The 25,842-nt window shown below is 68.2% G+C and carries 26 protein-coding genes; 8 read left to right on the plus strand and 18 right to left on the minus strand.

From position 1 onward, the window contains the following. Nucleotides 1–136: 136 nt before the first annotated feature. From BW733_RS18800 to infA, 13 genes are all read right to left on the minus strand, one after another. Entirely contained in the window at nt 137–550 is a 414-nt protein-coding gene (locus BW733_RS18800) for a LacI family DNA-binding transcriptional regulator (protein ID WP_202970267.1), read from the minus strand. A 46-nt stretch (nt 551–596) separates the two neighbouring features. Then, nucleotides 597–1,388, minus strand: coding sequence for an ABC transporter ATP-binding protein (locus BW733_RS02785; protein ID WP_077347703.1), 792 nt, complete (start codon nt 1,386–1,388; stop codon nt 597–599). After that, complete coding sequence (locus BW733_RS02790; RefSeq protein ID WP_077347705.1) at nt 1,389–2,291, minus strand: ABC transporter permease; 903 nt, start codon at nt 2,289–2,291, stop codon at nt 1,389–1,391. An 11-nt stretch (nt 2,292–2,302) separates the two neighbouring features. Beyond that, nucleotides 2,303–3,301: an ABC transporter substrate-binding protein gene (locus tag BW733_RS02795; RefSeq protein ID WP_077347707.1), complete on the minus strand. Its 999-nt coding sequence runs from the start codon at nt 3,299–3,301 to the stop codon at nt 2,303–2,305. Nucleotides 3,302–3,376: 75 nt separating this feature from the next. Further along, nucleotides 3,377–4,369 (minus strand): ABC transporter substrate-binding protein, encoded by a 993-nt coding sequence (locus BW733_RS02800; protein ID WP_077347709.1) that lies wholly within the window; start codon nt 4,367–4,369, stop codon nt 3,377–3,379. Between the two features lie 124 nt (nt 4,370–4,493). After that, entirely contained in the window at nt 4,494–5,042 is a 549-nt protein-coding gene (gene rplQ, locus BW733_RS02805; protein WP_077347711.1) for a 50S ribosomal protein L17, read from the minus strand. A 40-nt stretch (nt 5,043–5,082) separates the two neighbouring features. Then, on the minus strand, nt 5,083–6,102 hold the full coding sequence (locus BW733_RS02810; RefSeq protein WP_077347713.1) for a DNA-directed RNA polymerase subunit alpha: 1,020 nt from the start codon (nt 6,100–6,102) through the stop codon (nt 5,083–5,085). A gap of 117 nt (nt 6,103–6,219) precedes the next feature. Further along, the gene (gene rpsD, locus BW733_RS02815; protein WP_077347715.1) at nt 6,220–6,825 is read right to left on the minus strand and encodes a 30S ribosomal protein S4; all 606 of its coding nucleotides are present in this window, start codon (nt 6,823–6,825) and stop codon (nt 6,220–6,222) included. A gap of 27 nt (nt 6,826–6,852) precedes the next feature. Beyond that, nucleotides 6,853–7,260, minus strand: coding sequence for a 30S ribosomal protein S11 (gene rpsK / locus BW733_RS02820; RefSeq protein WP_077347717.1), 408 nt, complete (start codon nt 7,258–7,260; stop codon nt 6,853–6,855). A gap of 43 nt (nt 7,261–7,303) precedes the next feature. Next, the gene (gene rpsM / locus BW733_RS02825; RefSeq protein ID WP_077347719.1) at nt 7,304–7,678 is read right to left on the minus strand and encodes a 30S ribosomal protein S13; all 375 of its coding nucleotides are present in this window, start codon (nt 7,676–7,678) and stop codon (nt 7,304–7,306) included. Between the two features lie 253 nt (nt 7,679–7,931). Continuing rightward, nucleotides 7,932–8,045 carry a 50S ribosomal protein L36 gene (gene rpmJ, locus BW733_RS02830; protein WP_073187875.1) on the minus strand — a complete coding sequence of 38 codons (114 nt, stop codon included), beginning with the start codon at nt 8,043–8,045 and terminating at the stop codon, nt 7,932–7,934. A 143-nt stretch (nt 8,046–8,188) separates the two neighbouring features. Next, nucleotides 8,189–8,998 carry a family 20 glycosylhydrolase gene (locus BW733_RS02835; RefSeq protein WP_077347721.1) on the minus strand — a complete coding sequence of 270 codons (810 nt, stop codon included), beginning with the start codon at nt 8,996–8,998 and terminating at the stop codon, nt 8,189–8,191. Between the two features lie 144 nt (nt 8,999–9,142). Continuing rightward, a complete protein-coding gene (gene infA, locus BW733_RS02840; RefSeq protein WP_068749455.1) occupies nt 9,143–9,364 on the minus strand; it encodes a translation initiation factor IF-1 in 222 nt (73 codons plus the stop codon). 199 nt (nt 9,365–9,563) lie between these two features. Between infA and BW733_RS02850 the strand changes: the two genes are divergently transcribed. Both BW733_RS02850 and BW733_RS02855 read left to right on the plus strand, forming a co-directional pair. Further along, nucleotides 9,564–10,820, plus strand: coding sequence for an integrase catalytic domain-containing protein (locus BW733_RS02850; protein ID WP_152024495.1), 1,257 nt, complete (start codon nt 9,564–9,566; stop codon nt 10,818–10,820). Nucleotides 10,821–10,951: 131 nt separating this feature from the next. Then, nucleotides 10,952–11,233 (plus strand): YciI family protein, encoded by a 282-nt coding sequence (locus BW733_RS02855; protein ID WP_077347723.1) that lies wholly within the window; start codon nt 10,952–10,954, stop codon nt 11,231–11,233. Between the two features lies 1 nt (nt 11,234). Here BW733_RS02855 and BW733_RS02860 read toward each other — a convergent pair whose 3' ends face one another. Next, nucleotides 11,235–14,390: a GH36-type glycosyl hydrolase domain-containing protein gene (locus BW733_RS02860; RefSeq protein ID WP_077347725.1), complete on the minus strand. Its 3,156-nt coding sequence runs from the start codon at nt 14,388–14,390 to the stop codon at nt 11,235–11,237. Between the two features lie 112 nt (nt 14,391–14,502). Between BW733_RS02860 and BW733_RS02865 the strand changes: the two genes are divergently transcribed. The 6 genes from BW733_RS02865 (at nt 14,503) to BW733_RS02890 (ending at nt 22,208) form a co-directional block, all read left to right on the plus strand. Then, the gene (locus BW733_RS02865; protein ID WP_077347727.1) at nt 14,503–15,492 is read left to right on the plus strand and encodes a LacI family DNA-binding transcriptional regulator; all 990 of its coding nucleotides are present in this window, start codon (nt 14,503–14,505) and stop codon (nt 15,490–15,492) included. A gap of 170 nt (nt 15,493–15,662) precedes the next feature. Further along, the gene (locus tag BW733_RS02870; protein ID WP_077347729.1) at nt 15,663–16,955 is read left to right on the plus strand and encodes a sugar ABC transporter substrate-binding protein; all 1,293 of its coding nucleotides are present in this window, start codon (nt 15,663–15,665) and stop codon (nt 16,953–16,955) included. A 2-nt stretch (nt 16,956–16,957) separates the two neighbouring features. Beyond that, the gene (locus BW733_RS02875; protein WP_077347731.1) at nt 16,958–17,905 is read left to right on the plus strand and encodes a carbohydrate ABC transporter permease; all 948 of its coding nucleotides are present in this window, start codon (nt 16,958–16,960) and stop codon (nt 17,903–17,905) included. 3 nt (nt 17,906–17,908) lie between these two features. Then, entirely contained in the window at nt 17,909–18,739 is an 831-nt protein-coding gene (locus tag BW733_RS02880) for a carbohydrate ABC transporter permease (RefSeq protein WP_077347733.1), read from the plus strand. Between the two features lie 20 nt (nt 18,740–18,759). Next, complete coding sequence (locus BW733_RS02885) at nt 18,760–20,298, plus strand: glucoamylase family protein (protein ID WP_077347735.1); 1,539 nt, start codon at nt 18,760–18,762, stop codon at nt 20,296–20,298. 101 nt (nt 20,299–20,399) lie between these two features. Further along, entirely contained in the window at nt 20,400–22,208 is a 1,809-nt protein-coding gene (locus BW733_RS02890) for a glycoside hydrolase family 3 protein (protein ID WP_077347737.1), read from the plus strand. On the opposite strand, the gene BW733_RS02895 is transcribed toward BW733_RS02890, so the two are convergent. The 4 genes from BW733_RS02895 to map form a co-directional block, all read right to left on the minus strand. Further along, nucleotides 22,205–23,380, minus strand: coding sequence for a neutral zinc metallopeptidase (locus BW733_RS02895; protein ID WP_077347739.1), 1,176 nt, complete (start codon nt 23,378–23,380; stop codon nt 22,205–22,207). The two genes, BW733_RS02890 and BW733_RS02895, sit on opposite strands and share 4 nt — an antisense overlap. A 10-nt stretch (nt 23,381–23,390) precedes the next feature. Then, complete coding sequence (locus BW733_RS02900; RefSeq protein ID WP_161490112.1) at nt 23,391–24,347, minus strand: neutral zinc metallopeptidase; 957 nt, start codon at nt 24,345–24,347, stop codon at nt 23,391–23,393. 284 nt (nt 24,348–24,631) lie between these two features. Continuing rightward, entirely contained in the window at nt 24,632–24,994 is a 363-nt protein-coding gene (locus BW733_RS02905) for a DUF1707 SHOCT-like domain-containing protein (RefSeq protein ID WP_161490113.1), read from the minus strand. Between the two features lie 21 nt (nt 24,995–25,015). After that, complete coding sequence (gene map, locus BW733_RS02910) at nt 25,016–25,837, minus strand: type I methionyl aminopeptidase (RefSeq protein ID WP_077347745.1); 822 nt, start codon at nt 25,835–25,837, stop codon at nt 25,016–25,018. Nucleotides 25,838–25,842: the final 5 nt, after the last annotated feature.

Consider the following 25,842-nt stretch of genomic DNA (forward strand, 5'->3'; position numbering starts at 1 on the left):
TGTTCCACCTCGGCCGAGTCGAGGCTGGAGGTGGGCTCGTCGAGGATCAGCACCTTCGCGTTGGTGACCATGGAGCGGCTGATCGCGACCAACTGCTGCGCCGCGAGGGAGAGCGACTTGAGCGGCGCCCTCGGGTTCAGGTGCCCGAGACCCTACTTCTGCAGCGCCTCGCGCGCCTGTTCGTGGGTGGCCCTCCAGTTGATGCCGAGCAGGCGGTCATGGACTGGTCGTCCGAGCGAAGGCTCACGGAGGTGACGGAATAGTCTTCGGCTCCGGCGGCCAGCTCGATCCCGCGCAGAGTGCTGCTCGGACCCCATGCCGTCGACGCCTCGACGAGCACCCCGATGCGGCGATTGCGTTGCGTAGCGAGGGCCCGGGCGGCGCTGTTGGGCCGGTAGTTGAGTTCCTCGATCACCTGCAGCACGCGCTGGCGCGTGTCTGGACGGATGTTCGGGTGATTTTTGAGGACGCGCGAAACGGTCATGTGGGACACGCCCGCGACCGAGGCCACGTGCCGGATGTTCGGTCGCTCGGGCGGGTTATCTGTCACCTTCGCCTCCTCCAAGGGGAAGCATAGCGCCGCGCGTCGCGGTGACTCAGTCGAGAAGTGTGCGGTCGGAGAGGCTGGCGCCCTTGATCTTGGAGAACTCCTCCAGCAGGGCCTCGGCAGTGATGGAACGCTTGGCCGCCTCGTCGACCTCGAGCACGATGCGCCCCTCGTGCATCATGATCAGCCGGTTGCCCAGCTCGATCGCCTGGTGCATGTTGTGCGTGACCATGAGTGCGGTCAGGTTGTGCCGGGCGACGGCCTCCCCCGTCAGCCGGGTGATCAGCTCGGCGCGCGAAGGGTCGAGGGCCGCCGTGTGCTCGTCGAGCAGCAGGATGGAGGGCTGCGCGTAGGTGGCCATCAGCAGGCTGAGCGCCTGGCGCTGCCCACCCGAGAGCATGCCGACGCGCATCTGGAGCCGATTCTCGAGTCCGAGTTCGAGCGTGGCGAGCGCCTCCCGGTACACTTCGCGACCGGCGCGCGTGACCGCCATGCCGAGCCCGCGGCCCTGCCCGCGGCGGAAGGCGATGGCGAGGTTCTCCTCGATGGTCAGGTGCGGGGACGTGCCCGCCATCGGGTCCTGGAAGACACGGGCGACCCAGGCGGCGCGCTTGTGTTCCGGGGACTTCGTCACGTCCTTGCCGTCGATGACGACGCAGCCGCCGTCGGTCGGGTAGCGCCCCGAGATGACGTTGAGCATGGTGGACTTGCCCGCCCCGTTGGAACCGATCACCGTGACGAAGTCGCCCTCGTTGAGCGTGAGGCTCAGCTGGTCGAGGGCCACCCGCTCGTTGACGGTGCCTGGGAAGAAGCGCTTGGTCACCTGGTCGAGGCTGAGCATCTACTTGGCTCCTTCTGCGATCGCGTTGGCCTGCCTGCGGCGGATCCGGATCCGCTTCAGCGGGCCCCACTGCGGCAGCACGAGGGCGAGCACGACGAGGACCGCCGAGATCAGCTTCATGTCGTTGGGGTTGAAGCCCACCGAGATCGCCGCCTGGATGACGCCGCGGTAGATGATCGAGCCGAGCGCGGCAGCGACGACGGCCTGCCACACCGCCGTCATGCCGAAGATGGCCTGGCCGACGATCACGGAGGCGAGACCCGCCACGATCAGGCCGATGCCCATGGAGATGTCGGCGAAGCCGCTGTACTGGGCGACCAGCGTTCCGCAGAAGGCGACGAGACCGTTGGAGATCATCAGGCCGACGATCTTCGTCAAGCCTGTGTTGATGCCCTGCGAACGGGCCATCAGCTCGTTGTCGCCAGTGGCACGCAGCGCGACGCCGTACTGGGTGCCGAGGAACCAGTAGACCAGCGCGCACACCACCGCGACGGCGAGCGCGAAGAAGGCCACCGAGACCCAGGTGCCGAGCAGCCCGTCCGCCCGCAGGCCGCTGAAGAGAGTCTCCTGGCGCAGCAGCGGCACGTTGGCCTTGTTGCCCATGATCCGCAGGTTGATCGAGTACAACGCGATCTGCGTGATGATGCCTGCCAGGAGGGGGTTGATCTTGCCCCACACGTGGAGCAGGCCGGTCACGGCGCCGGCGATCATGCCGGCGACCGTGCCCGCGATCATCGCAACCCACACCGGGATGCCCGACACGATCATGATGGCGCAGGTGGCCGCCCCGGTCGTGAACGAGCCGTCCACCGTCAGGTCCGGGAAGTCGAGGACCCGGTACGTGAGGTAGACGCCCAACGCCATCACGGCGTAGAGGAGTCCCAGTTCGAGTGCGATCGTCATGTGTGGTCTTTCTAGAACTGCTTGGTCGCGCGGGAGACGATGCCCTCCGCGAGCGTGAAGCCCTGCTTCTCGGCAGCGGCCGGGTTGACGAAGAGGTCGAACTCCTTCTGGGTCTCGACCGGGAACTCGGAGGCCTGCGCGCCCTCGAGCAGCTTCAGCATGATGGCGGCGGCGTCCTTGCCCTGCTGGGTGTAGTTCACCGAGAGGCCGGCTGCCGCGCCACGCTCCATGGTCGACTCGTCCGAGGCGAACACCGGGGTCTTCTTCTGCTCAGCGATCTGGATCAGCGACTCCGCGGCCGAGACGACCGTGTTGTCGGTGGGGATCAGGTAGGCGTCGACGTCGAGCGACTCGGCCGCCTGGGAGACCTCGGACGAGTTGGTGACAGTTGCGCCCTTGACCTCGAGGCCGAGCTCGCTTGCGGCCTTCTCGGCCTCGCTGAACTGCACCTCGGAGTTGACCTCGCCCGAGGAGTAGACGATGCCGACGGTCTTGGCCTCCGGCAGGGCCTCCTTGATCAGCTCGAGCTGCTCCTTCATCGGGTTCAGGTCGGAGACCCCGGTGACGTTGGCGTCGGGGGCGTCCCACGAGGGGACGAGCCCGGCGGCGACGGGATCGGTGACCGCGCCGAAGACGATCGGCTTGTCCTGGATCACGTTGGCCAGCGCCTGGGCCGTGGGCGTGGCGATGGCGAGGTAGCCGTCGTTGTCCGAGGAGGCGAAGCCGTTGGCGATGTTGGTCAGCGTCGACTGGTCACCCTGGGCGTTCTGCTCGTCGTAGACGACCTCGACGCCCGCCTCCTCGAGGGCCTCCTTGAACCCGGCGGCGACGGCGTCGAGCGCGGGATGGGTCTGGATCAGGGCGATGCCGATCTTGTAGGACTTGTCCCCGCCCTGCGCATCACCGCTTGCCCCGGCGTCGGGGCTTGAGGTTCCGGTGGCGGCGTTGCCACCGCAGGCGGTGAGGGCAAGGGCGGCGAGAGCGCCGATGGCGACGGCCTTGAGCTTCATGCTGATTCTCCTTGAGCGGGGTTGGCGGTGACAGCCTAGGTTCTCGGGGCGGGCGCGAGGCGCGCCGTCCACGGGTCAGTACGTCTTCGCCGCCTGCTCGACGACCGTGCCGGGGATCTCCACACCCATCCGCTCCGCGGCCTCCGGGTTGACCGCGAGCTCGAGGCCCTCCTGGAGCTGGACGGGCGTCGTCGCCGGGTCGCCGCCCTCGAGGATGTCGACGATGATGCCTGCGGTCTGGATCCCCTGCGCCTTGTAGTCGGTCGCCAGGGCCGCCGCGGCGCCTCGCTCGACGGAGTCGGCATCGGAGGTGACGAGCAGCCGACCGTTGGCCTCTGCGACCTGGATCATGGACTCGATGGCCGACACGACGGTGTTGTCCACGAGCACGAAGTAGGCGTCGACGTCGAGGGACTCTGCCGCCTGCTGCACCTCGGACGAGTTCGTGACGGTGGCGGTCTTCACCTCGATGCCCAGCTCGCTGCCCGCCTCGATCGCGCGCTCGGCCTGGACCTGGGCGTTGACCTCGGCCGACGAGTAGACGATGCCGACGGTCATTACGTCGGGAAGGATGTCCTTGATCACGGCGAGCTGCTGGTCGGTCGGCAGCTGATCGCTCGTGCCTGTGACGTTGCCACCTGGCGCCTCCATCGACTCGACGAGGCCGGCGGCGACTGGGTCGGTGACGGAGGCGAAGACGATGGGGCGCTTCTGCTCGACCTGGGCGAGCGCCTGCGCGGGCGGGGTGGCGATGGCCACGAAGAGGTCGTTGTCGGAGCTTGCGTAGGTGTTGGCGATGTTGACGAGCGTCGCCTGATCGCCCTGCGGGTTCTGCAGGTCGATGGTGAGGTTGTCGCCCTCCGTATAGCCGGCCTCGGCGAGCCCTTCGACGATGCCCTCGTAGACGAGGTCGAGCGACGGGTGCGAGACGATGGTCACGGCCCCGATCTTCACGTCCCGCTTGCCGTTGTCTGCGGGGGCGCTGGTTTCGGTGGGGCTCTGGGCCCCGCAGGCTGCCACGGACAGGGCAACCGCGACCACGGCGCCCGTCACGAATCGACGCAACATCTCACACTTCCTTCTCACGGGTGGTCCCCAACTCTAGTGCCGTGCCCGCGGGCTGGTTCTCCACCTGCCCGGCACCGGACACAGAAAAACGGACCCCCGTTTCCGGGGGTCCGTCCTTCTCAGGTCACTTGGACTCTTCGGTCTCCTCGACCGTCTCGTCCGCCTTGGCCTCATCGGCCTGCTCGGCCTTCGTCTCGTCGGCCTTTGGCTCCTCGACCTTCTCAGCCTGGGCCTTCTCGGGCTTCGGCTCGGCCTTGGCCGGCTTGGCCTTGGGGCTCACGGCCTCGGTGATGATCTCGATCACGGCCATGGGGGCGTTGTCGCCCTTGCGGGGGCCGATCTTGGTGATGCGGGTGTAGCCACCCTCACGACCCTCGAGCGTCGGGGCGATCTCGTCGAACAGCTTCTTGACGAGCTTGTCCTTGGCCTTCACGCGCTCACCCTCGACCTGCTTGACCTCGAAGAGGGTGGCGAGGACGAGACGGCGAGCGTGCAGGTCGCCGCGCTTGGCCTTGGTGAGCACCTTCTCGGCGAAGGGCTGCACGCGGCGGGCCTTCGTCTCGGTGGTGGTGATCCGGCCGTGCTCGATGAGCTGGCTGGTCAGGTTGCGCAGGATGATGCGCTCGTGGGTCGGGCTACCGCCCAGACGAGCGCCCTTGGTTGGCTTGGGCATGAGTGTTGATCTCCGTGGGTGTTAAGAGTGCGGTGGGCGGTCAGTACTGCTCGGTCTCGGCGAAGTCCGTGTCGTCGGAATCCTCGTCGTAACGCTCGATCGCCTGCAGCGGGTCGAAGCCCGGGTGCGAGTCGCGCAGGGCGAGGCCGAGGCCCGCGAGGGTCTCCTTGACCTCGTCGATCGACTTGGAGCCGAAGTTGCGAATGTCGAGCAGGTCCTCTTCGCTGCGGGCGACGAGCTCACCCACGGTGTGGATGCCCTCACGCTTGAGGCAGTTGTAGGAACGCACCGACAGCTCGAGGTCCTCGACGGGAAGGTTCAGCGACTCGGCGATCTGCTCGTCCACCGGGGACGGGCCGATCTCGATGCCCTCAGCGTCGACGTTGAGCTCGCGGGCGAGCCCGAAGAGCTCGACCAGCGTGCGACCGGCCGAAGCGACGGCGTCGCGGGGGGCGATCGACGGCTTGGTCTCGACGTCGATGATCAGACGGTCGAAGTCGGTGCGCTGCGCGACACGGGTGGCCTCGACCTTGTAGGTGACCTTCAGCACGGGCGAGTAGATCGAGTCGACCGGGATGCGGCCGATCTCGGCGTCGGGGTTCTTGTTCTGAACGCTCGACACGTAACCGCGGCCGCGCTCGACCACCAGTTCCATCTCCAGCTTGCCGTTGTCGTTGAGGGTCGCGATGTGCAGCTCCGGGTTGTGGATCTCCACACCGGCCGGGGGCTGGATGTCACCGGCGGTGACCGCGCCGGCGCCAGCCTTGCGCAGGTACATCACCACGGGCTCGTCCTCCTCGGACGACAGAACGAGGCCCTTCAGGTTGAGGATGATCTCGGTGACGTCCTCGACGACGCCCTCCAGGGTGGAGAACTCGTGCTGGTTGCCCTCGATCTTGATGCTGGTCACTGCAGCGCCCGGGATGGACGACAGCAGGGTGCGACGCAGCGAGTTGCCAAGCGTGTAGCCGAAGCCCGGCTCCAGCGGCTCGATGATGAACCGCGAACGGAAGTCGGAGACGACCTCCTCGGAGAGGGTCGGGCGCTGTGCGATGAGCATGAACTTTCCTTCCCGCGCCAACCGCTATTTGATGACGCGAATGTGAGGTGACGGCCGCGTGGGTGCGGCCGCCGGATGTCGCGGGGCAGACACTGCCCGCCCCGCGACCTCGGTGGATTACTTCGAGTAGAGCTCGACGATCATCTGCTCCTGGACGTCGATCGCGATCTGCTCGCGGACGGGGAGCTGGTGCACGAGGATGCGCATCCGGTTCGGACGGGCCTCGAGCCAAGCGGGGACCGCACGCTCGCCGTGGGTCTCACGGGCGATCACGAACGGCGTCATGTTCATCGACTTCTCGGCGACGTCGATGATGTCGTGAGCACGCACCCGGTAGGAGGGGATGTTCACGCGCTGACCGTTGACGAGGAAGTGGCCGTGCACGACGAGCTGACGGGCCTGGCGACGCGTGGCGGCGAATCCTGCGCGGTAGACCACGTTGTCGAGACGGGACTCGAGGATCTGCAGCAGATGGTCACCGGTCTTGCCCGGTGAGCGGTCGGCCTCTTCGTAGTAGCGACGGAACTGCTTCTCGAGCACGCCGTACGCGTAGCGAGCCTTCTGCTTCTCCTTGAGCTGCAGCGAGTATTCGGAGTCCTTCGTGCGGCCGCGGCCGTGCACACCCGGGGGGTACGGACGGCGCTCGAAGGCCTTGTCGTTGCCGACGAGGTCGGTCCCGAGACGACGGGACTTCTTGGTCATTGGGCCGGTGTAACGAGCCATGGTTCTAGTCCTTTCCTATCCCGGCGATCAGACGCGACGGCGCTTGGGCGGGCGGGTGCCGTTGTGGGGCACGGGGGTGACGTCCGAGATGGCGCCGACCTCGAGGCCGACAGCGCCCAGCGAACGGATCGCGGTCTCACGGCCGGAGCCGGGACCCTTGACAAACACGTCGACGCGCTTCATGCCGTGCTCCATGGCGCGGCGACCAGCGGCCTCGGCGGCCATCTGGGCAGCGAACGGGGTCGACTTGCGGGAGCCCTTGAAACCGACGGTGCCGGCAGAGGCCCACGAGATCACCGCACCGGAGGGATCGGTGATCGAGATGATGGTGTTGTTGAAGGTGCTCTTGATGTGCGCCTGGCCGACGAGCACATTCTTCTTCTCCTTGCGGCGCACCTTGGTCTTGGCGGCCGCCTTGCGGCTTGCAGTAGCCATAAAGTCTTTCTCCTTGAGTCCTTAAGAGGCGCTCACCCGAGGGTCAGCGTGCCTTCTTCTTGCCAGCGACGGCCTTCTTCTTGCCCTTGCGGGTGCGCGCGTTGGTACGCGTGCGCTGACCACGGACCGGGAGACCACTGCGGTGGCGACGGCCCTGGTAGCAGCCGATCTCGACCTTGCGGCGGATGTCGGCGGCAACGGAGCGACGGAGGTCACCCTCGATCTCGTAGTTGCCCACGATGTGGTCGCGCAGCGCGACGAGCTGGTCGTCGGTGAGCTGGTGGACTCGAAGATCGCCGCTCACTCCGGTGGCGGCGAGGGTCTCGGCGGCGCGGGTCTTGCCCATGCCGAAAATGTAGGTGAGTGCAACCTCAAGGCGCTTGTCGCGCGGGAGGTCAACACCAACGAGGCGTGCCATCAGGCGGTACCTTTCCATGTATGTCGGTCCTGGCTCTCTGAGCCCGGTCTTGGACCGCGAAGGTGTGTGGCGTGACGCGTCCCCGCCGCCTGTGGCACCGCTCTTCGGGTGCCGACGGGGCCTTGGCCTTCGTCCAAGGGTGGAACTCCCTCACGGGAGCCTTGCTGTCACGTTGCTTCAGTTGTGTCGGCGGGGCGGGGACCAGACCCTTTCCGCAATGATCTGCAAACGCCTTGGCAGGCGCAGCCGGGGATCAGCCCTGACGCTGCTTGTGCCGCGGGTTCTCGCAGATCACCATCACACGACCGTGCCGGCGGATGACCTTGCACTTGTCGCAGATCGTCTTGACGCTCGGCTGAACCTTCATTCGAGCAACCTTTCAATCGGCGACTGGGAGCACGCTGAGGGGCGCCCCAATCGGATGGTGAGTGGCCGACCGTGTGTCGAGCGCACGCGAGCGCGCCCGCACATAGGCGACCGAGGGTCAACTCTACGCGAGGCGACGCCAGATCACCAAACCCCGTTCGCTAGCGGAGGGCGAGCGAGAACACGGCGAGGTGGTACCTGCCGCCTGGTCGGAACCGGGAAGGGTGAGCGTCGCGATCGTGCGGGTCGGATCGGCCGGGATCTCGTGGAGGTAGACGTAGGTCGTCCGGTTGATCCGGGTCCCGTTTCCGAAGTTGTGGTGGGATCGCTGATCCGGAACTCCTCCGACGTGCCGTGGGTGTAGGCCACCCGCCCCGTTCCCGAGGCCGGTCCCAGGGCGCCTGTCGTCAGGAGGCCCACCGCCTCCGCCGCGGCGTCGACCCGGATCGTCTGCCCGTCGGCCAGCAGCGCATGGGGGCCGTCCTCGTCCGGTCTGGCGAACTGGAACCCGCCCCGTTCGACGGTGCCGCCTGGTTCGACACCCTGAGCGGTGAGTGCCCAGCTCTTCTGGGTGCCACCCGTCGGGTACCCGTCGGTGCCGATGTGGAAGCGCGGCCCCGAGAACCAGGTCAGGAATTCGTCCAGCAGCTCCTTCGTCCGGCCGAAGGTCTCCTGCTTCGTGACGTTGACCGTGAAGGTGTTGACGCCTCCCATCGCCGCACACTCCCAGCCGAGCTCCGGCCAGTAGGCGGTCAGGACCGTCGCGCGTCCTGACCGGTCGTTCTCGGGCAGGATCTCGATGCCGTAGCGGGCGGCCTCCGCCTCGATCCGCGCGATGTCGTCCTTCGTATAGGACTCCTCGGGCGCCAGCCCTGCGAACTTGGGGCTGTCGAGGCGGAACCCGTTCCACCCGGTGAGGTGCAGATGCAGGGTGTCGAACTTCAGCCACACCATCTCGCGGATCAGCTGCTCCGATCTTGGGGACCGGGTGAGAGTAGGCACGAATTTCGCCGTGAAACACGACAGATACCGTTGTCGCGCAGCAAAAAGCGCGCCCCTCCCCTCTCGGGATGGGCGCGCCGGCGGGTGCCTCGTCTGTTACTTGTGACGGTAGACGATGCGGCCGCGGGTCAGGTCGTAGGGCGACAGCTCGACGACGACGCGGTCGGCAGGCAGGATGCGGATGTAGTGCTGACGCATCTTGCCGCTGATCGTGGTGAGGACCTTGTGGCCGTTGGCCAGCTCCACGCGGAACATCGCGTTGGGCAGGGCCTCGACCACGGTGCCCTCGAGCTCGAGGGCTCCTTCTTTCTTCGCCATGTACTCTCATTCTTTCTCGCTCCGGCGGGCGCCGGATGATACTCCAATCGTCCATTTTACGCTTGTTCAGCGCCCGAGCCAAATGGCCGACGACACTCATACATAGTCCCCGCGAACGAAGGGGCCGTACCTCACATACTTTTCCCCGGGAAACAGTGACCGGCCACGATGGGGTGTGGAGGTTGGAGAGAAGCTGTCGATGGCAGCCCGAGTCGAGATCACGAAGAAGTACGCCAAGGCCTATGCCGCGGCCCCGAAGAAGGGCAAGTCCCAGATCCTCGACCACGTGGTCGAGATCACCGGCTGGAACCGTGACCATGCCCGCCAGCAGTTGGTGGCCCGGTTGAAACAGGCCCCGGGACGGGCCACCGCGACGGTCGCGGTGATCGATCGGCGCAAGACCAAGGCGTGTAAGTACTCCTACGACGCCAGGCTGATCCTGCAGCGGGTATGGGCGGCCTCGGGGGGCAGCTGCGGGCAGTACCTCGCCGCATCCATGAGCGATCTGATCGATGCGATGGAAGCCGAAGGCGAACTGGTGCCTAGCCAGGACCGTTACAGCGCCGAGGTCAGGGCCGAGCTGGAATCGATGTCGGCGGCCACGATCGACCGGTACCTCGCACCGGCGCGGGCGAAGGACCCGATCCGAGGAAAGACCGCCACCAAGCCCGGCAGCCTGCTACGAAACTCGATCACCGTGCGTAAAGCCGGTGACGAGGTCGAAGCCGAACCCGGGTTCTTCGAAGTCGACACCGTGGCCCACTGCGGCCCCACGCTGAAGGGCGAGTTCGCCCGCAGCGTGAACTTCACCGACATGCACACCGGCTGGAGCTTCACCTACTCCATCCGCAACAACGCCCACCTCCACATCCGGACCGCGTTCGACCACTTCATCGCCCAGGTCCCGTTCGCGGTCACCGGGATCGATTGTGACAACGGCTCGGAGTTCATCAACCACGACCTGATCGGCTGGGCCGGCCAACGAGAGGTGTTCTTCACCCGGTCGCGGCCTTACAAGAAAAACGATCAAGCCACCATCGAATCGAAGAACAACCACCTCGTGCGCCGCTACGGCTTCTACCACCGCTACGACACCGCCACCGAACTCGCGTTACTCAACCAGCTATGGCCGCTGGTCAACGACCGGCTCAACTTCTTCACCCCCACGAAGAAACCCGAAGGCTGGGCCACCGACACCGTAGGGCGCCGCAAACGCCTCTACGACAAGCCACGCTCCCCCTACCAGAGGCTCCTGGCCGCCGGGGTCCTCAACCCCGCCCAGGAAACAGAACTAGCCGCCTACAAGGCCACCCTCAAACCCGTCGCAATGCAACGACGCATCACCGAGATCCAACAGGAGCTCACCCGACTCGCAGGCCGAAAGACAGCCCGTCTCGAACAACACATCGCATGGAAGGCACCCGACCCCGCCGGCCTCAAAACCCGGGCCAGCTAACCCTTGTTTTCGCGGGGAAAAATATCTGAGGTAAGGCCTACCATTTCGCGGGGACTTGACAGTGAGGTACCACGACGGCGGCTCCCGCAGGCCGCCTCCACCCGATCCGAGCGAGGCTCTAGCCTGAGCGCATGAGCTACTTCGCCGTGCACTACCGCTACGTCCAGGACGCCGACGCGCTCGATCTCGTGCGCCCCCGTCACCGTGAGTACCTCGCCTCCCTTGTCGGGGACACCCTCGTGGCGAGCGGCCCCTACCCGGAGGCGGCGGTGCCGAGCGCCCTGCTGATCTTCAACGCGGAGAGCAGGGACCGGATCGTCGGCCAACTCAACGCCGACCCCTTCTGGCGGGAGGGGCTGATCGCCGAGCGCGTCATCGAACCGTGGAACCCGGTGATCGGCTCCCTGGCCTGACTCAGGCCGTGACGATCCTCAGCGTGGTCACGTCCCTGAGGTCCCCGGCGCTGACCGCCACCCCGGGCTCGCGGTAGGGATTGCTGAGCGGCCGCGTGTCGAGCGGCCGGCCGTCGGCCTCCACCGCTGTCACGCCGTGACCGAGCGGTCCTGTCTCGATCTCGAGCCGGAGCCGGTCTCCGAGCACGGGTACCGTCGCCTCGAGCCGCCCGAGGCCCGGGTCGATCACCGGGTCGATCTCGACCTCGACGCCAGCGTGGCGCAGGCCGAGCATCCGCTGGGTCAGCACCTCGAGGAACAGACCCGGCCCCGACGAGTAGACGCGCCAGCCCCCTTCGAGCGCGACCTCGCCTGAGCGGACACGGTCGTAGTGCGCGGCCGCCTCGTAGCGGTCGGCGAACGCCGCGTCGGAGCTCGACGCATAGGTGTTGGACTGGCGCGGCGCGGCGCTCGGCACCAGCTGATCGACGCCGACGGGAACGGCGAGCGCGAGCGCACGCAGCAGCTCCACGCCATCGCCGTGCCTCGCGAGGGCCTCGGCGTAGCGCAGGTGGGCGTGCATGTACATCAGGCCGATCTCGCGACCGAAGAAGCTCGCCGCCTCGGCCCGTTGGAAGGTCCGCATCGGTCCCCCGCGGTAGGCAACGGGACGGTCGAACAGGCGGACCCCGTCCGGCCCGGTGAGGTGCTCGGCGATCAGGGCCAGGTGGTCACGCGCCTCGTCGGGGGTGAGCAGATCCCCGGAGATGGCGTGGATCATGGGCAGCACCGAGTAGGTCAGCCCCGTGGAACGGTCGCGGGGATGGATCAACGGCGAGAAGTCGCCAGCATCGTCGACCACGGCGTACCCGGCGAGGACACCGTCGATCAGGAGGTGCCTGCGCAGGTCGGCCGCCGTCGCCTCGGCGAGCGCGCCTGCCCGCTCCCCCTCGGAAGATCCGCCGCCGAGCCCCGACGCGAGCCGGGTCAGCGCCTCGTTCTGCAGGACCGCCGTCCAGGTGGAGACCATCGCGTCGGCCAATTGAGGATCGGCTGGCTGCAGCGAGTCATTCCAGTCCCCATGCCCGTACGCGGGAAGCGCCGTCCCCGCGACGAGGGTCGCCTCGATCGCGTCGAGCGCCCGGGCCACATGGGCGGTCACGGTGCCCGTCGATCCGGGCACCCCGTCCCCGGTGAACGGGACCAGCTCGTCGAGCACCGTGCGGTCGCCCGTCGCCTCCAGGTACTGCCCGAGGGCGAGCAGCGGCCAGTAGACGACGTCGCCATGCGAGTCGGTCACGACGTCGCGCCGGAAGCCGGGAAGGAAGTCGAAGGCCTGGGGCCAGTCTCCGCGCTCGTGCTGTGCGCGGAAGACGGTGAGCAGCAACTCGCGCCAGGCGTCGTGCTCACCCCAGGCCCGCAGCAGGCCGATCGGGCCCTGGGCGACGTCGCGGGTTCCCCAGGCCCCTCCTGTGTGCTGCTCCAGGCCCCTCGGCGAGAGGTAGTGCACGAGCGCGTCGTGGGCGAACCAGGCGAGCATCGCGTCGATCCTGGAGACCAGCTCGGCCGACCCACCCTCGGCGCCGACGCTCAGCGCCTCGCGCGCCGATTCCCAACCCGGCCCGCGCCGGGCAGGCGTCCCCGCCCCCGCCGTCCTCGGGCGCAGCCTGAGCCGCCAGTGATTGGTAGCCGCGACGCGCACGGTGAGGACCGGCTCGCCGCGGGTCTCCCCGTCGGAGAAGAGGGCCTCGTCACCCGCGACCCGCGCCCCATCCGGCGGCTCGACCTCGAGCCAGGAGCCGCTCGCTGCGGCGAGCGCGGCCGGGGGCGCCGTGACGCTCACCTCGCTGCCCGACACCTCGACGACACCGAGCTGTCCGGGCGCGCCGTGCCAGTCGAAGGCCAGAATCACGAGGGCGGGCACGGGGTCCCCCTGGAGAGTGGCCACCTCGACGTCGACCGATCCGTCCGGTCGTGGTCCACGCGTGTGCACCCGGACCATCCGCTCTGCCAGGGCGTAGAACCAGGTGGCCGAGTCCAGGTCTGACAGCCATCCGGACGGCGTGCCGAGCAGTTGCCAGCCCGCGCCGACGTCGACGGCGATCCGCAGACCGTGGATCCGTCCGATGCCGAGCGGGGTCTCGGGCGCGGCGAGGATCCTCCCGAGTGCGGCGTGGCCGTGCGTCAGGTGGGAGCAGAAACCGCCGTCCATCCAGACGGTGCACGTCACGTCGGCAGCGTCCGGGGTGAGCCGACCGAAGGGCCTCAGGATCTGGCCGTGGGGTCGCAGCACGGCGCGCTGCTTGGCCGCCGTGACGAGGTGCGCGCCGCCCCCGGTGAACCACGCCACGTCCTCACCGTCGGTGCGCTCGACGTGATGACGTGCCCCTGGAACGAGCCGCTCGAGCTCATCGGACGTGAGGTCCCGCGCCACGACGGGCGGGGCTCCCCGACCGACGAGGCTCGCCGGATCCTGGGTGACGATCTGGCGCGGCTCCCCGGAGGGGGTGAGGCCGTCGGCGAGTGCGGCGTCGGCCTGGCTGGTCGCCTCGGGATGATCCTCGACGAGGAGCACGAAGCAGCCGCCGCGCCAACTCTCGCCCGGGCCGAGCCGGACCGTTGCGCTCTGCAGGATGGCGGCCGCATGCTCTCCCTGGAGTCGGCGGCTCGGCAGGTCGCGGCGAAGCCCCGGCCAAGCTGCACCCTCGGCCAGTCCACGTCCGGTGAGCTGGGTCACGTCGGTTGCCCAGCCGCTCGCGCCGGTCCAGGAGCCGACCAGCGCCCACGGGTTCGTCTTCCCCGGCAGGTTCTGGCGCACGGCGACCGCGGTGCCGCGCTCCCCCAGGTCGACGGGGGTCAGGTCGAGGTACTGGCTCGGATACAGCCGGTTGGCGGCGAGCACCTCGTCGGGCGTGAGTGCCGGGTCCTCCACGAACACGAGGTCGAAGACCGCATCGTCGCTTGCCTCGTTCGTGACGATCACCTCCGTCGACCAACCCTCGCGGCCCTCGAGTCCGGTGCGCAGCAGTCGCCAGGCCAGTTGACCGACCTTTCCCGCCGGTGTGCCGCTCAGCACGTTGGGTTCCCATCCGTCGGGCAGTCGCAGCCGCAGCCACACGCCGGCCACCTTGTCCTCAAGCAGGCTCGCCGGATGCAGCAGTGCAGTCGTGGTGCTCATCGCCAAACTGTAAGCGCTTACCTTTGAGGAGTGCAATGATCTGGACGAGAGCGCAATAGGCTCGGGGAACCTTCCCGTCACCACGGGGGGCACAGAGAGGAATGCCGCAGACATGGCCCGCAGACACACGATCTATGAGGTCGCCGCGGCCGCGGGCGTCTCCATCGCGACCGTCTCACGGGTGCTCACCAAGCCCGATGTCGTCTCCCCCGCGACAAGGGAGAAGGTCATGCTGGCCGTCGAAGAGTTGAGCTACGTCCCGACAGGCGCGGCGCGCTCACTTGCCGCTCGAAGCAACGAGGCGTTCGGTCTCGCCCTTCCGGAACTCGGGGGCCCCTACTACGCGGAACTGCTCAGCGGGTTCGAGGCGGCTGCGGCCGAGCGCGGCGCCAGCGTCATGGTGGTCCTCACCCGCGGCAAGGCTCACGCGGACAAGGCGGTCCGACGGCTGGCCGGCCGGGTCGACGCCCTCGCCGTCATGGGCGGGGTCGAGATCTCCGAGTCAACCCTCGAGACGCTGCGCAGGAAGGTCCCGCTCGTGGTCATCGCAGGCGGTGCGACAGAGGAGTCCTTCTCCACGGAGAACGTGGCGAGCGCCCGCGAACTCACCGGACATCTGCTCGACGAACACTCCCGCACGGCGCTGCGCTTCGTCGGCGACCCCGAAAGGGCCCCGGACGTCGATGAACGGCACCGGGGATTCGTCGCCGCCCACGCCGACCGGGGGCTCGAGCCCGCGCCCCCCATCCGCTGCGAGACCCTCGAGTCGGAGGGCGAGCGCATCGCCGACGCCGTCCTTGCCTGCGAGCTGGCCGCCGACGCCCTGGTCTGCGCGAACGACGAACTGGCCCTGGCACTGCAGCGCACGCTCATGCGGGGCGGCCTCTCCGTCCCTGAAGACGTCTCCGTCACGGGCTGGGACGACATGATGGCGGCCCGCTACGTGACGCCCGGCCTCACCACCGTCCGCCAGCCCGTGCGCGAACTCGGCGCGCTTGTCGTCCAGCGGATCGAACAGCTGCTCGGCGGCGACGGGGCCTCGACGCTCGAGCGACGCCTCCCCACGACGGTCGTGCTGCGACAGTCGTGCGGCTGCGCCTGAGAGGCGGATCCGGCAGAACCCTTGCGCTTGATCCCTGCGCACTGTACGGTCCCATGTAAGCGCTTACGTAAGCGCATACACGACCGGTCGAGGCTCAATGGCGTCCCTCAGGTGCGAAGGCATCCGGAAATCGCGACGGGGCTCTGACCAGACTTTCAGGAGGAGAGACCATGCGTCTGAGTCACAAGTTGGTCGCGCTGGCGGCCGGAACCGCACTTGTTCTCACCGGGTGCGGTCGCGACGAGGGCACCCCGGGCGATAACGGTGGCAGCCCCGCCGGGGAGGCAGTCAACACCGCGGCTGCCAAGGGCACCCTCGAGGTGTGGGCGATGGGTGCCGAGGGCGAGAAGCTGCCCGAACTCGTCAAGGAGTTCACCGCTGCGCACCCGGACATCAAGGTCAACGTGACCCCCGTCCCCTGGGACTCGGCTCACGACAAGTTCGTCAACTCGATCACCGCGGGCACGACGCCCGACGTGGCGATGGTCGGCACCACCTGGATGGGCGAGTTCGTCGGCATGGACGCCCTCGACCCGACCCCCAGCTCGATCAAGCTCGACGGGTTCTTCCCGGGCGCGGTCGACACCACCATGGTCGACGGCACCTCCTACGCCGTCCCGTGGTACGTCGAGACCCGCATGGCCTACTACCGCACAGACGTCGCGGACAAGGCGGGAGTCACCGAGGTGCCGACCGACCAGGCCGGCTTCAAGGACATGGCCGCGAAGATGAAGCAGCAGGAGGGTTCCAAGTGGGGCATCAGCCTGCAGCCCGGCCGCACCGGATCCTGGCAGACCGTGCTGCCCTTCGCCTGGTCGAGGGGCGCGGAGATCGCGAGCGACGACGCCTACACGTTCGACACCCCCGAGATGGTGGCGGCGGTCGACTACTACGGGTCCTACTTCAAGGACGGCATCGCCGACCCGAACCCGCCGGAGGGCCAGACCGAGGCCGACTTCGTCAGCGGGGCCGTCCCGATGTTCATCTCCGGCCCGTGGATGATGAGCCTCGTCGAGGATCTGGCGGCCGAGGACGGCGACGACGCCTTCGCAGACAAGTACGACGTCGCCCCGATCCCCACCGCCAACGGCGCCGAGTCGGCCTCCTTCCTCGGCGGCTCGAACCTTGCCGTGTTCAAGGACACCGAGAGCCGCGACGCGGCCTGGACGCTCGTCGAATGGCTGAGCCAGCCCGAGACCCAGATCACGTGGTACGGCCTGACCAGCGACCTTCCCTCACTGCAGGCCGCCTGGGACGACGACACCCTCGCGAAGGACGAGAAGCTCGCCAAGTTCGGCGTCGCCCTCAAGACGGCGAAGGTGCCCCCGACGTTCCCCAGCTTCGAGCAGGTCATCGAGTCCTTCGACAACGAGATCGAGAAGGTCGCCAAGCAGGGACTCTCCGGGGCTGAGGCCATGAAGGCCGTCCAGGCGCAGGCCGACTCGATCGGCACCGGACAGTAACCATGTCCACGCCTACTGCGGCCACGACGCCGCAGGAGGCAGCCGTCCCCACCCGAACCTCCCGTACCGGCGGCGCCCGGCTGGAGGAACGGGCGGGGTGGCTGCTCACCCTGCCCTTCCTCCTGCTGTTCGTCGTGTTCACGGCATGGCCCGTGATCCAGTCGGTGTTCTTCTCCTTCACCGACATCAGGAACAAGGACCTGCGCACCCCGTTCGCGGTGGACTTCGTCTGGTTCGAGCAGTACGCAAAGGCCTTCGCCGATCCGATCTTCCGTCAGGCTGCCTTCAACACCGGCTACTTCGTGGTGGTCGGCGTCCCGCTCACCATCATCGTCGCGCTGGCCGCCGCGATCGCGCTCAACAGCGGGATCTCGCGCTTCCGCGCCTTCTTCCGGCTCGGCTTCTACACGCCGGTGATCACCTCGATCGTCGCGGTGGCTGTCGTGTGGCGCTTCCTGCTCCACCCCGACAGCGGCCTGGTCAACACGGTCCTCGGCTGGGTCGGGATCGACGGGCCGAACTGGCTCGGCTCGACCACCTGGTCGATGCCCTCGCTGATCGCGATGGCGGTGTGGCGCAACTTCGGCACAGGCATGATCATCTTCCTCGCCGGCCTGCAGGCGGTTCCCACCCAGCTGCTCGAGGCGTCCGCGATCGACGGGGCGAACGCCTGGCAGCGCTTCCTCAACGTGGTGCTTCCGATCATCCGCCCGACCGTGCTGTTCGTCATGGTGACCACCACCATCGGCTACCTGCAGTTCTTCGAGGAGCCGTTCGTGATGACGAAGGGCGGCCCGCTCAACTCGACCATCTCGGCCTCGATGTACACCTACCAGCAGTTCAGCTTCGGCAACTACGGGTTCGCGGCCGCGCTCAGCTACCTGATCTTCATCGTGATCGCGATCATCACCGCGATCCAGTTCAAGTTCCTGTCGGAGAAGGGGGACTGAGCCATGTTCCAGGACAACGGACTGCGCCGCCGCTGGTGGCTGTACCTCATCCTGAGCGTCGCGCTGATCGTCGTGGTGACGCCCTTCGTGTGGATGGTGCTCGGCGCGTTCAAGACCAGTTCGGAACTGCGGAAGGTGCCGCCGACGTGGCTTCCTGAGAATCCGACGCTCGAGAACTTCACCTCCCTGTTCAGCAGGCTCTCCTTCGACACCTACTTCCTCAACTCGACCCTCGTGGCCGTCGCGGTGACCGTTGGCAACCTGCTGTTCTGTTCGATGGTCGGCTACGCGCTCGCCATGCTGAACTTCCGGGGGAAGAAGCTCGTCTTCGGCCTGATCATGGCGACCCTGATGATTCCAGGCGTCGTCACCTTCGTTCCCCTGTTCGTGCTGGTGGCCAACATGGGGCTGGTCAACACCCTCCCCGGCCTGATCCTGCCGTTCCTCGTCGGCCCCTTCGGCGTGTTCCTGATGCGGCAGTTCATCATGGGGCTGCCGAAGGACCTCGTCGAGGCGGCGAGGATCGACGGCGCGGGAGAACTGAAGATCTTCGCCCGGATCATCCTGCCCCTGCTCGGCCCGGCGATGGCGACGCTCGGCATCCTGACCTTCCTCGGCAGCTGGAACAACTTCCTGTGGCCGCTTGTGGTCGCGCAGACCAACGACACCTACACCCTTCCTGTCGCCCTCGCCCTCTACTCGACGGGGCAGAACCAGACCGAGTACGGGCTCCTGATGGCAGGCGCGACCGTCGTCGTGCTTCCGGTGCTCGTGGTCTTCCTGATTTTCCAGCGGCGCTTCATCCAGGGAATCGCCACCACAGGAATCAAGTAACCCTGCCAGAAGGAGGCAGCATGTCCAGCCCATTCCAGATCAGCAGAAGAACCGCGCTCGCAGGCGGCGTCACCGCCGCGGCGCTTGCGAGCCTTCCGGGGTTCGCCTCGGCCGACCCACGCCACCCCGTTCCGGTACCGGAGGGGACCGACCGCGCAACGCTCATGCGGTGGGCGAAGGACACGTGGCGCTCGATGGTCGCGATGACCGATCCCCGCACCGGGCTCATCTCCGACAACATCACGGGCGATCTCAGGACCAACGCCCACTACACCTCCCCCACCAACCTGGGCGGCTACCTGTGGAGCACGCTCGTCGCGCGCGACCTCAGGATCATCACGCCCGGGGAGGCGAACAACCGGATCCGGCAGACGCTGCGGACTCTCCGCACGATGGAACACCACGACGGTGCGGGCATGTTCTTCAACTGGTACGACCCGCGCGACGGATCCGTCGTGCACGAGTGGCCCGACGACGGCAACCCGGTCGTGCCGTTCGTCAGCAGCATCGACGCCGCCTGGCTCGGCGCCGCGCTGCTCGTCGTCCGCAACGGTGACCGTGGCACCTCGAAGCTGGCGGGCGAACTGTTCGCCAGGATGCGCTTCGACGTCTTCGCCGACCCGACCTTCTCCAAGCCCTATCTCAACTACGGCGGCTACTACCTTGAGGAGCCGACGAGGCTGACCAGCCCTCCCCCGACGATCGCGCGCGACCTGATCGGCGAGGGCCGCGAGGTCTGGTACACCCGCGACCACCACTACGACACGATCGTCTCCGAGACGAGGATCACCACCTACCTCGGTATCGCGAAGCGCCAGATCCCGCCGGAGTCGTACTACCAGGCGTGGCGCACCTTCCCGCCGGACTGGGACTGGCAGGAGTCCATCCCTGTCGGCGAATGGCACACCTATCTCGGGGTCGACGTCTACGAGGGCGCCTACGACTACCTCGGCCGCCTGACGGTGCCGGGCTGGGGCGGCTCGATGTTCGAGGAGCTGATGCCGAACGTGTTCGTCCCCGAGGAGGACTGGGCGCCGAACTCGTGGGGCAGGAATCATCCCCGCCACGTCGCGGTGCAGCGGGAGCACGGCCTCCGGGAGTACGGCTACTGGGGCTTCTCCCCGGCCAGCCATCCGGCGGGAGGGTACAGCGAGTGGGGCGTCGACGCGCTCGGCCTGAACCCCGAGGGCTACTTCTCCGACGTCGAGCGCACGGACTACAGCGCCCGCACGAACCCCGATCCGGTCTTCGGTGACGGCGTCGTGACGCCGCACGCGGCCTTCCTCGCGATGATGCACGATCCCGCAGGGTCGTTCACCAACCTCGCGAAGATCGAACGGGACTTCGACGCCTACGGACCGGGAGGCTTCTACGACGCCGTCGCCACCGGCTCCGGACAGGTCGCCCGAAGGCACCTGTCGCTCGATCAGGCGATGATCCTCGGTGCCCTCGGCAACGTCCTCACGGGCGGGAACCTGCGGCGCTACTTCGTCAAGGGCGAGGTCGAGGCGCACCTGCGCCACGTCATCGAGCCAGAGGAGTTCGCCCCCGTCGGCTGATCGGATCCCGGGCCGGTGGAACCTCGCCACCGGCCCGGGCACCCTGCCACCGTCGGGCCCGGACGCCCCGGAGCCCGCCACCTTCCACGATTGGATCCGCCGTGCTCACCCAGCGCATCACACCCGACGGCCTCGCCTACCGCGACCTCAACGGCAACTCCCGGCTCGACCCCTACGAGGATCCCCGCCTCGACGTCGACGAACGGGTCTCCGACCTGATCGGCAGGCTCAGCCTGCCCGAGAAGATCGGCCTGATGTTCCACACCGTCATCGAGGCCGGAGCGGACGGATCGGTGCTCGCCGGGCCGGGCGCCATCTCCAAGTCCGGGACGGCCGAGGTCGTCACCTCGAAGCTGCTCAACCACTTCAACGTGCACCACCTCGGGGAGCCACGCGCGGCGGCGCGATGGTACAACGCCGTCCAGGCGCTGGCGGAGACGACACCGCACGGCATCCCCGTCACGATCTCGAGCGATCCGCGGCATTCCTTCGCCGAGAACGCGGGCGCCAGCTTCTCCGCGGGCAGCTTCTCCCAGTGGCCCGAGATGCTGGGGCTCGCGGCCCTGCGCGACCCGGGCCTCGTGCGACGCTTCGCCGACACCGCGCGCCGCGAGTACCTCGCCGTCGGCATCCGGGCCGCGCTCCACCCGACGCTGGATCTGGCGACCGAACCCCGGTGGGCGAGGCAGGCACAGACCTTCGGCCAGGACCCCGCCCTCGTCGCCGAGCTCGGCACCGCCTACATCGAGGGCATGCAGGGTCCATGCCTGGGTCGCGACTCCGTCGCCTGCACCGCCAAGCACTTCCCCGGTGGCGGCGCGGTCAAGGACGGTGAGGACTCCCACTTCCCCTACGGCGCGGAGGCGGTCTACCCCAGCGGTAGCCAGGAGGCCCACCTCTCGCCCTTCCCCGCAGCCATCGCCGCAGGGGTCAGCGCCGTGATGCCGTACTACTCCAAGCCGATCGGCCTGACGCTGCGCGGGATCGAGGCGGACGAGGTGGGCTTCGGCTACAACCGGGCGATCATCACCGACCTGCTGCGCGGCGAGCTCGGCTTCGGTGGTGTCGTGCTCTCCGACTGGGAACTGGTAAACGACAACCACGTCGGCGACCAGGTGCTGCCCGCCCGTGCCTGGGGGGTCGAGGATCTCGACCCGGCCGGTCGGATGCAGTTGCTGCTCGAGGCGGGGTGTGACCAGTTGGGTGGCGAGGAGTGCGTCGAGATCCTCGCCGGCCTCGTCGCGGACGGCCGGGTCAGCGAGGCGAGGATCGACGAGTCGGTCGGGCGCCTGCTCCGGGTCAAGTTCGAACTCGGCCTGTTCGACGATCCCTATGTGGATGAGGAGAAGGCCGCAGAAGTGCTGGGCGAGCGGGCCTCGCACGCCGAGGGTCTTCGCGCGCAGTCGGCGTCGGTCACCGTGTTGAAGGGAAGCCTTCCCGTCACCGCTGGCAGGGTCTACGTCGAGGGGCTTGACCGGGCGGCAGCGTCACGGCTCGGCGAGGTGGTCGACCGCCCCGAGGACGCCGACGTGGCGGTGATCCGTCTGCAGGCACCCTTCGAACCCCGCGACGACCTGTTTCTCGAGTCATGGTTCCATCAGGGATCGCTCGACTTCCCCCCGGGTCTCGCCTGGCGCCTGGCCAGGATCGCTCGTCACTGCAGGCTCGTCCTCGACGTCTTCCTCGACCGGCCCGCCGTCGTGACCGGGCTGCTGGAGGTCGCCGACGTGCTCGTCGCCGACTACGGCACGAGCGACGAGGCGCTGGTCGATGCGCTCACCGGTGAGGTCGAGGCCGTCGGAAGGCTGCCCTTCGACCTTCCGCGGTCGATGGACGACGTGCGGGCGCACCCCGAGGACCGGGTCGGCATCGAGGACCCGCTGTTTCCCGCGGGCTTCCGCGCCAGCTAGTCGACGTCGGCCGAGGCGGCGGTCCAGGTGTTGCAGTTGCCGAGGGTCCCCGAGTACAGGCCCCGGATGCCCCAGTACGCGTTTGAGTCCTTCGAGCCGTGGATGCCGTCCTCGATCAGCGCCCGCAGGAAGGGCTCGAACTCCTCGAACTTGCGCTCGTCGATGTCGACCGAGGTGTCGTGCGAAAGGGACGCATAGCCCCAGCAGGTGGCCTGCAACTCGATCCGCCTGGCCGTCTCGTTGTCCGCGCCGACCGCGTACTCGGCGTGGAACAGGCCTGCCTTCGCCTGCAGGTGGTGGCCGTACTCGTGCCCCGCGACGTCCTTGGTGCCGAAGTCGACCCAGCTCGCCCCGTTGAGGGCGTCCTCACCGAAGTAGATGGCGCCGCCCTGGGCCGAGCAGTACAGCGCGGGGGCCGCCACCTCACCGCAGGGGGTGTCGACGCTTCTTCCCTCGTAGAAGTAGATCGGGATCTCGCTCGAGTCGTAGCCGAGCTCTTCCAGGATCGGGCGGTAGGCCGCCTGCAGGCAGTCCATCTGTGCGGTGGCGATCCGTTCCAGGTCGGTCAGGTTCGCGGCCAGCTCGAGGTCGGGGCACCCGTCGATCACCGGCACCTCCATGGCGTACAGAGGGCTCTGCTGCAGCGTCATCCATTCGGGGTCGGTCGAGTCGGGTGGGAGCAGGGCGTCCCACTGGCGCTCCGGGAGGCCCTCCGGCTGGACGGTGGTGGGCTCCCCGCTGACCTCGTCCGGGTCGAGCGGTTCCGGGCTCGGCTCCTCGGGCGGCGTCACCACAGGCTCCGAGGGTCGCTCGGTGCGCACCGACTCCGCCTCGGTGACCGCGCGGTAGACCTGCGCTCCGATCACGAGGCACACGACAACGGCGAAGATCACGAACAACACCCCACCGAAGCCGGAGCGCTTCTTCGGCGGCCTCCACTGGGGTGGAGGGTAACCCGGCTGGAATCCCTGCTGGAAGCCCGGTGGCTGCTGATAGCCCTGCTGCTGATAGCCCTGCTGCTGCAACCCCTGCTGGGGGCCGGGGGCCCGCCAGGGCTGCCCCCACTGCGCGGGAGCCTGCGGGTTCTGCCACCCCTGCGGCTGGTTCCAGCCCTGTCCGGGACGGTTCCACTGGGGGTGTCCCTGCGGTCCGGGCCAGTTGCCCTGCGTCACGCGTTCCTCCTCATGAAACGTCCTCGGCCGTGGCGACCCACGTGTTGCAGTCGCCAACGGTCTTCGCGTAGAGCCCTCGGGTGCCCCAGCTCGTCAGCGAGGCCCGCGAACCGTGAACCCCGTCCTCGCGCATGGTCTCCAGGCGCTGGTTCCAGGATGCCAGGTCGGCCTCGTCGAACTCGAACGACCGGTTGTGCCAGGTCTGCATCGCCGACCAGCACGTCGCCTGCAGTTCGGCGCGGCGCTCGCTCTCGCTGTCGCCTCCGAGGCTCAGCTTCGTCGCGGTGATCCCTGCGAGCTTCTGGAGGTGGTGCCCGTACTCGTGGTTGACCATCTCGTTGATCGAAAGGTCCCAGGCCGTGGCCATCTCGAAGTGCTCCTGCCCGAAGTACACCTTCCCCTCCCCCGCCGAACAGTAGAAGGCCGGGGCCGACAGGTATCCGCACTCGCTGTTCGAGCCGCTTCCCGGGTAGAACAGCACCTCCGGTTCGGTCACCGACCAGCCGAGCTGCTCGTAGACGGGGACCCAGGCTGCGTGCAGGCACGACCACTGGGCGCTGACGGCGGCCTTCCACTCCTCCTCGGTCGGCGTCGTCGCCGGCTCCGGGCATCCGGTGAGCGTCACTGGCGGCAGGGCGTCGAGCGGGGTGACCTGGGCGGCGTACAGCGGCGAGTCAGGGTCGGGGGCAGGCAGCGCGGGCCACGTCATGGGTGGCAGCTCCCATGAGCGCGCGCCGGGATCGGCGGCGACGGTGACGCTCGGCACGGTTGTCGGCGAGGGTGTGGGGGTCGGCCGCGGCGAGGGCGTCCAGGTCCGCTCCATCGACGGCGTGGGCGTCGGCGCGACGGTCGGGGTGCTCGGCGGTGGCTCGACGCTCTCCCGGCCGCGCCTGTCGGCCACGACGAGCCCGACTGTGATCACGGCGGCGACGACCAGCACCGCGGTGGCGAGGATGCCGACGCGCATCGCGACGGTCGGGCCCGGCTCCGGGGGTGCAGGCTGCCAGGCGAGTCGCTGGTGCGAGGAGGGGGGCGGAGGGACCCAGGCGGGCGGCCTGCCCGGCGGGTTCTGCGGCGGAGCGCCCCACTGGATACCCGAGACGGGCGGGGGCGCGTTGGGCGGCGGTGGCCGGTCCAGAGAGGGTCCGGGAGCCGCCGGAGGGGGTGCATCATCGGCCTGGTGCGACCAGTTCTGCATCGCTGAGCCTCCTAACCCTCCGTCCAGCAGGGTTACCTTACCTGCTCACAGGATCAGAAGATCAGGACGGCGACGAGGATCGCGATGATCGCGATCAGCACCACGCCGACGCCCGCGACCGCCAACCCCATGGGGGCGAGGTTGCGCGACTGGGTGACCTCGCCGGCGGGCAGGTTGCCCTGCTGCACGATGGCCGGGGTGTTGTCCGCCGCCGCGGGCAGCTGCTCGATCACCGGCACCAGGTCACCCAGGGAGCGCGCCGCGTAGACAACATCCATCGCCTCGGCGTACTGGTCGTGGGTGATCCTGCCGTCTGCGAAGGCCGCGTTGAGGCGCTGGGTCAACGACTCGCGTTCGGCATCATCGACGGTGTCGGCGGAACGTTGCAGGTACTTGGAACTCGGGGGCAGCGCCATGCCACCCATCATAGGTCAGCGTCAGTCAGCCAGCGGAGCGAAGTTCGCGCCGAGCAGCGAGGCCCCGCCGTCGGGCTCCGTGAGCACCCATGCCCCGCCGGGGGTGACGGCGACGGTGTTCTCCCAGTGCGATCCACGGGAGCCGTCGCGGCTGACCACCGTCCAGTCGTCGTCGAGTTCGAGGGTCTGGTGCGTGCCGGTGGTGAGCATCGGCTCGATGGCGATCGCCATGCCTGGCCGGAGCCGGGGCGTCGGCCGCGGCCGGTACCAGTTCGGCACGTCGGGACTCATGTGCATCTCGGTGCCGATGCCGTGCCCGGTGTACTCGCGCAGCGTCCCGTAGCGCACAGGCAGCGACTTGACGTAGCCCTCGATGGCCTTTGATACGTCGCCGACCCGGCTGCCCTCGTGCGTGGTGCGCGCGCCCGCCCAGAAGGCCTGCCTGGTCGCCTCGATCAGGGCGACGTCTGCCGGGTCGGGGGTGCCGACGATGATCGTGCGGGCCGCGTCTGCGTGCCAGCCCTTCACGATGGCGCCGAAGTCGATGGAGACGACGTCACCGTCGGCGAGCACCCGCTCGCCAGGGATGCCGTGGACGAGTTCGTCGTTGACGGAGATGCAGGCGACGCCCGGGAACGGCGTGCCGTACTCGGCCCCGTAGCCGAGGAACGACGAGGTGGCCCCGTTGGCTGCCAGGATCTCGCGGCCGATCGCGTCGAGCTCCCGGGTGGTCACGCCTACCGCAGCGGCGCCGCACATCGCCTCGAGACCCTTCGCGACGACGAGCCCTGCGGCCCGCATCAGGCGGATCTCGTCGCTCGACTTGATCTCGATGTGGCTCATGCCGG

Source organism: Tessaracoccus flavescens (genome assembly GCF_001998865.1).
Taxonomy (GTDB): Bacteria; Actinomycetota; Actinomycetes; order Propionibacteriales; family Propionibacteriaceae; genus Arachnia; species Arachnia flavescens.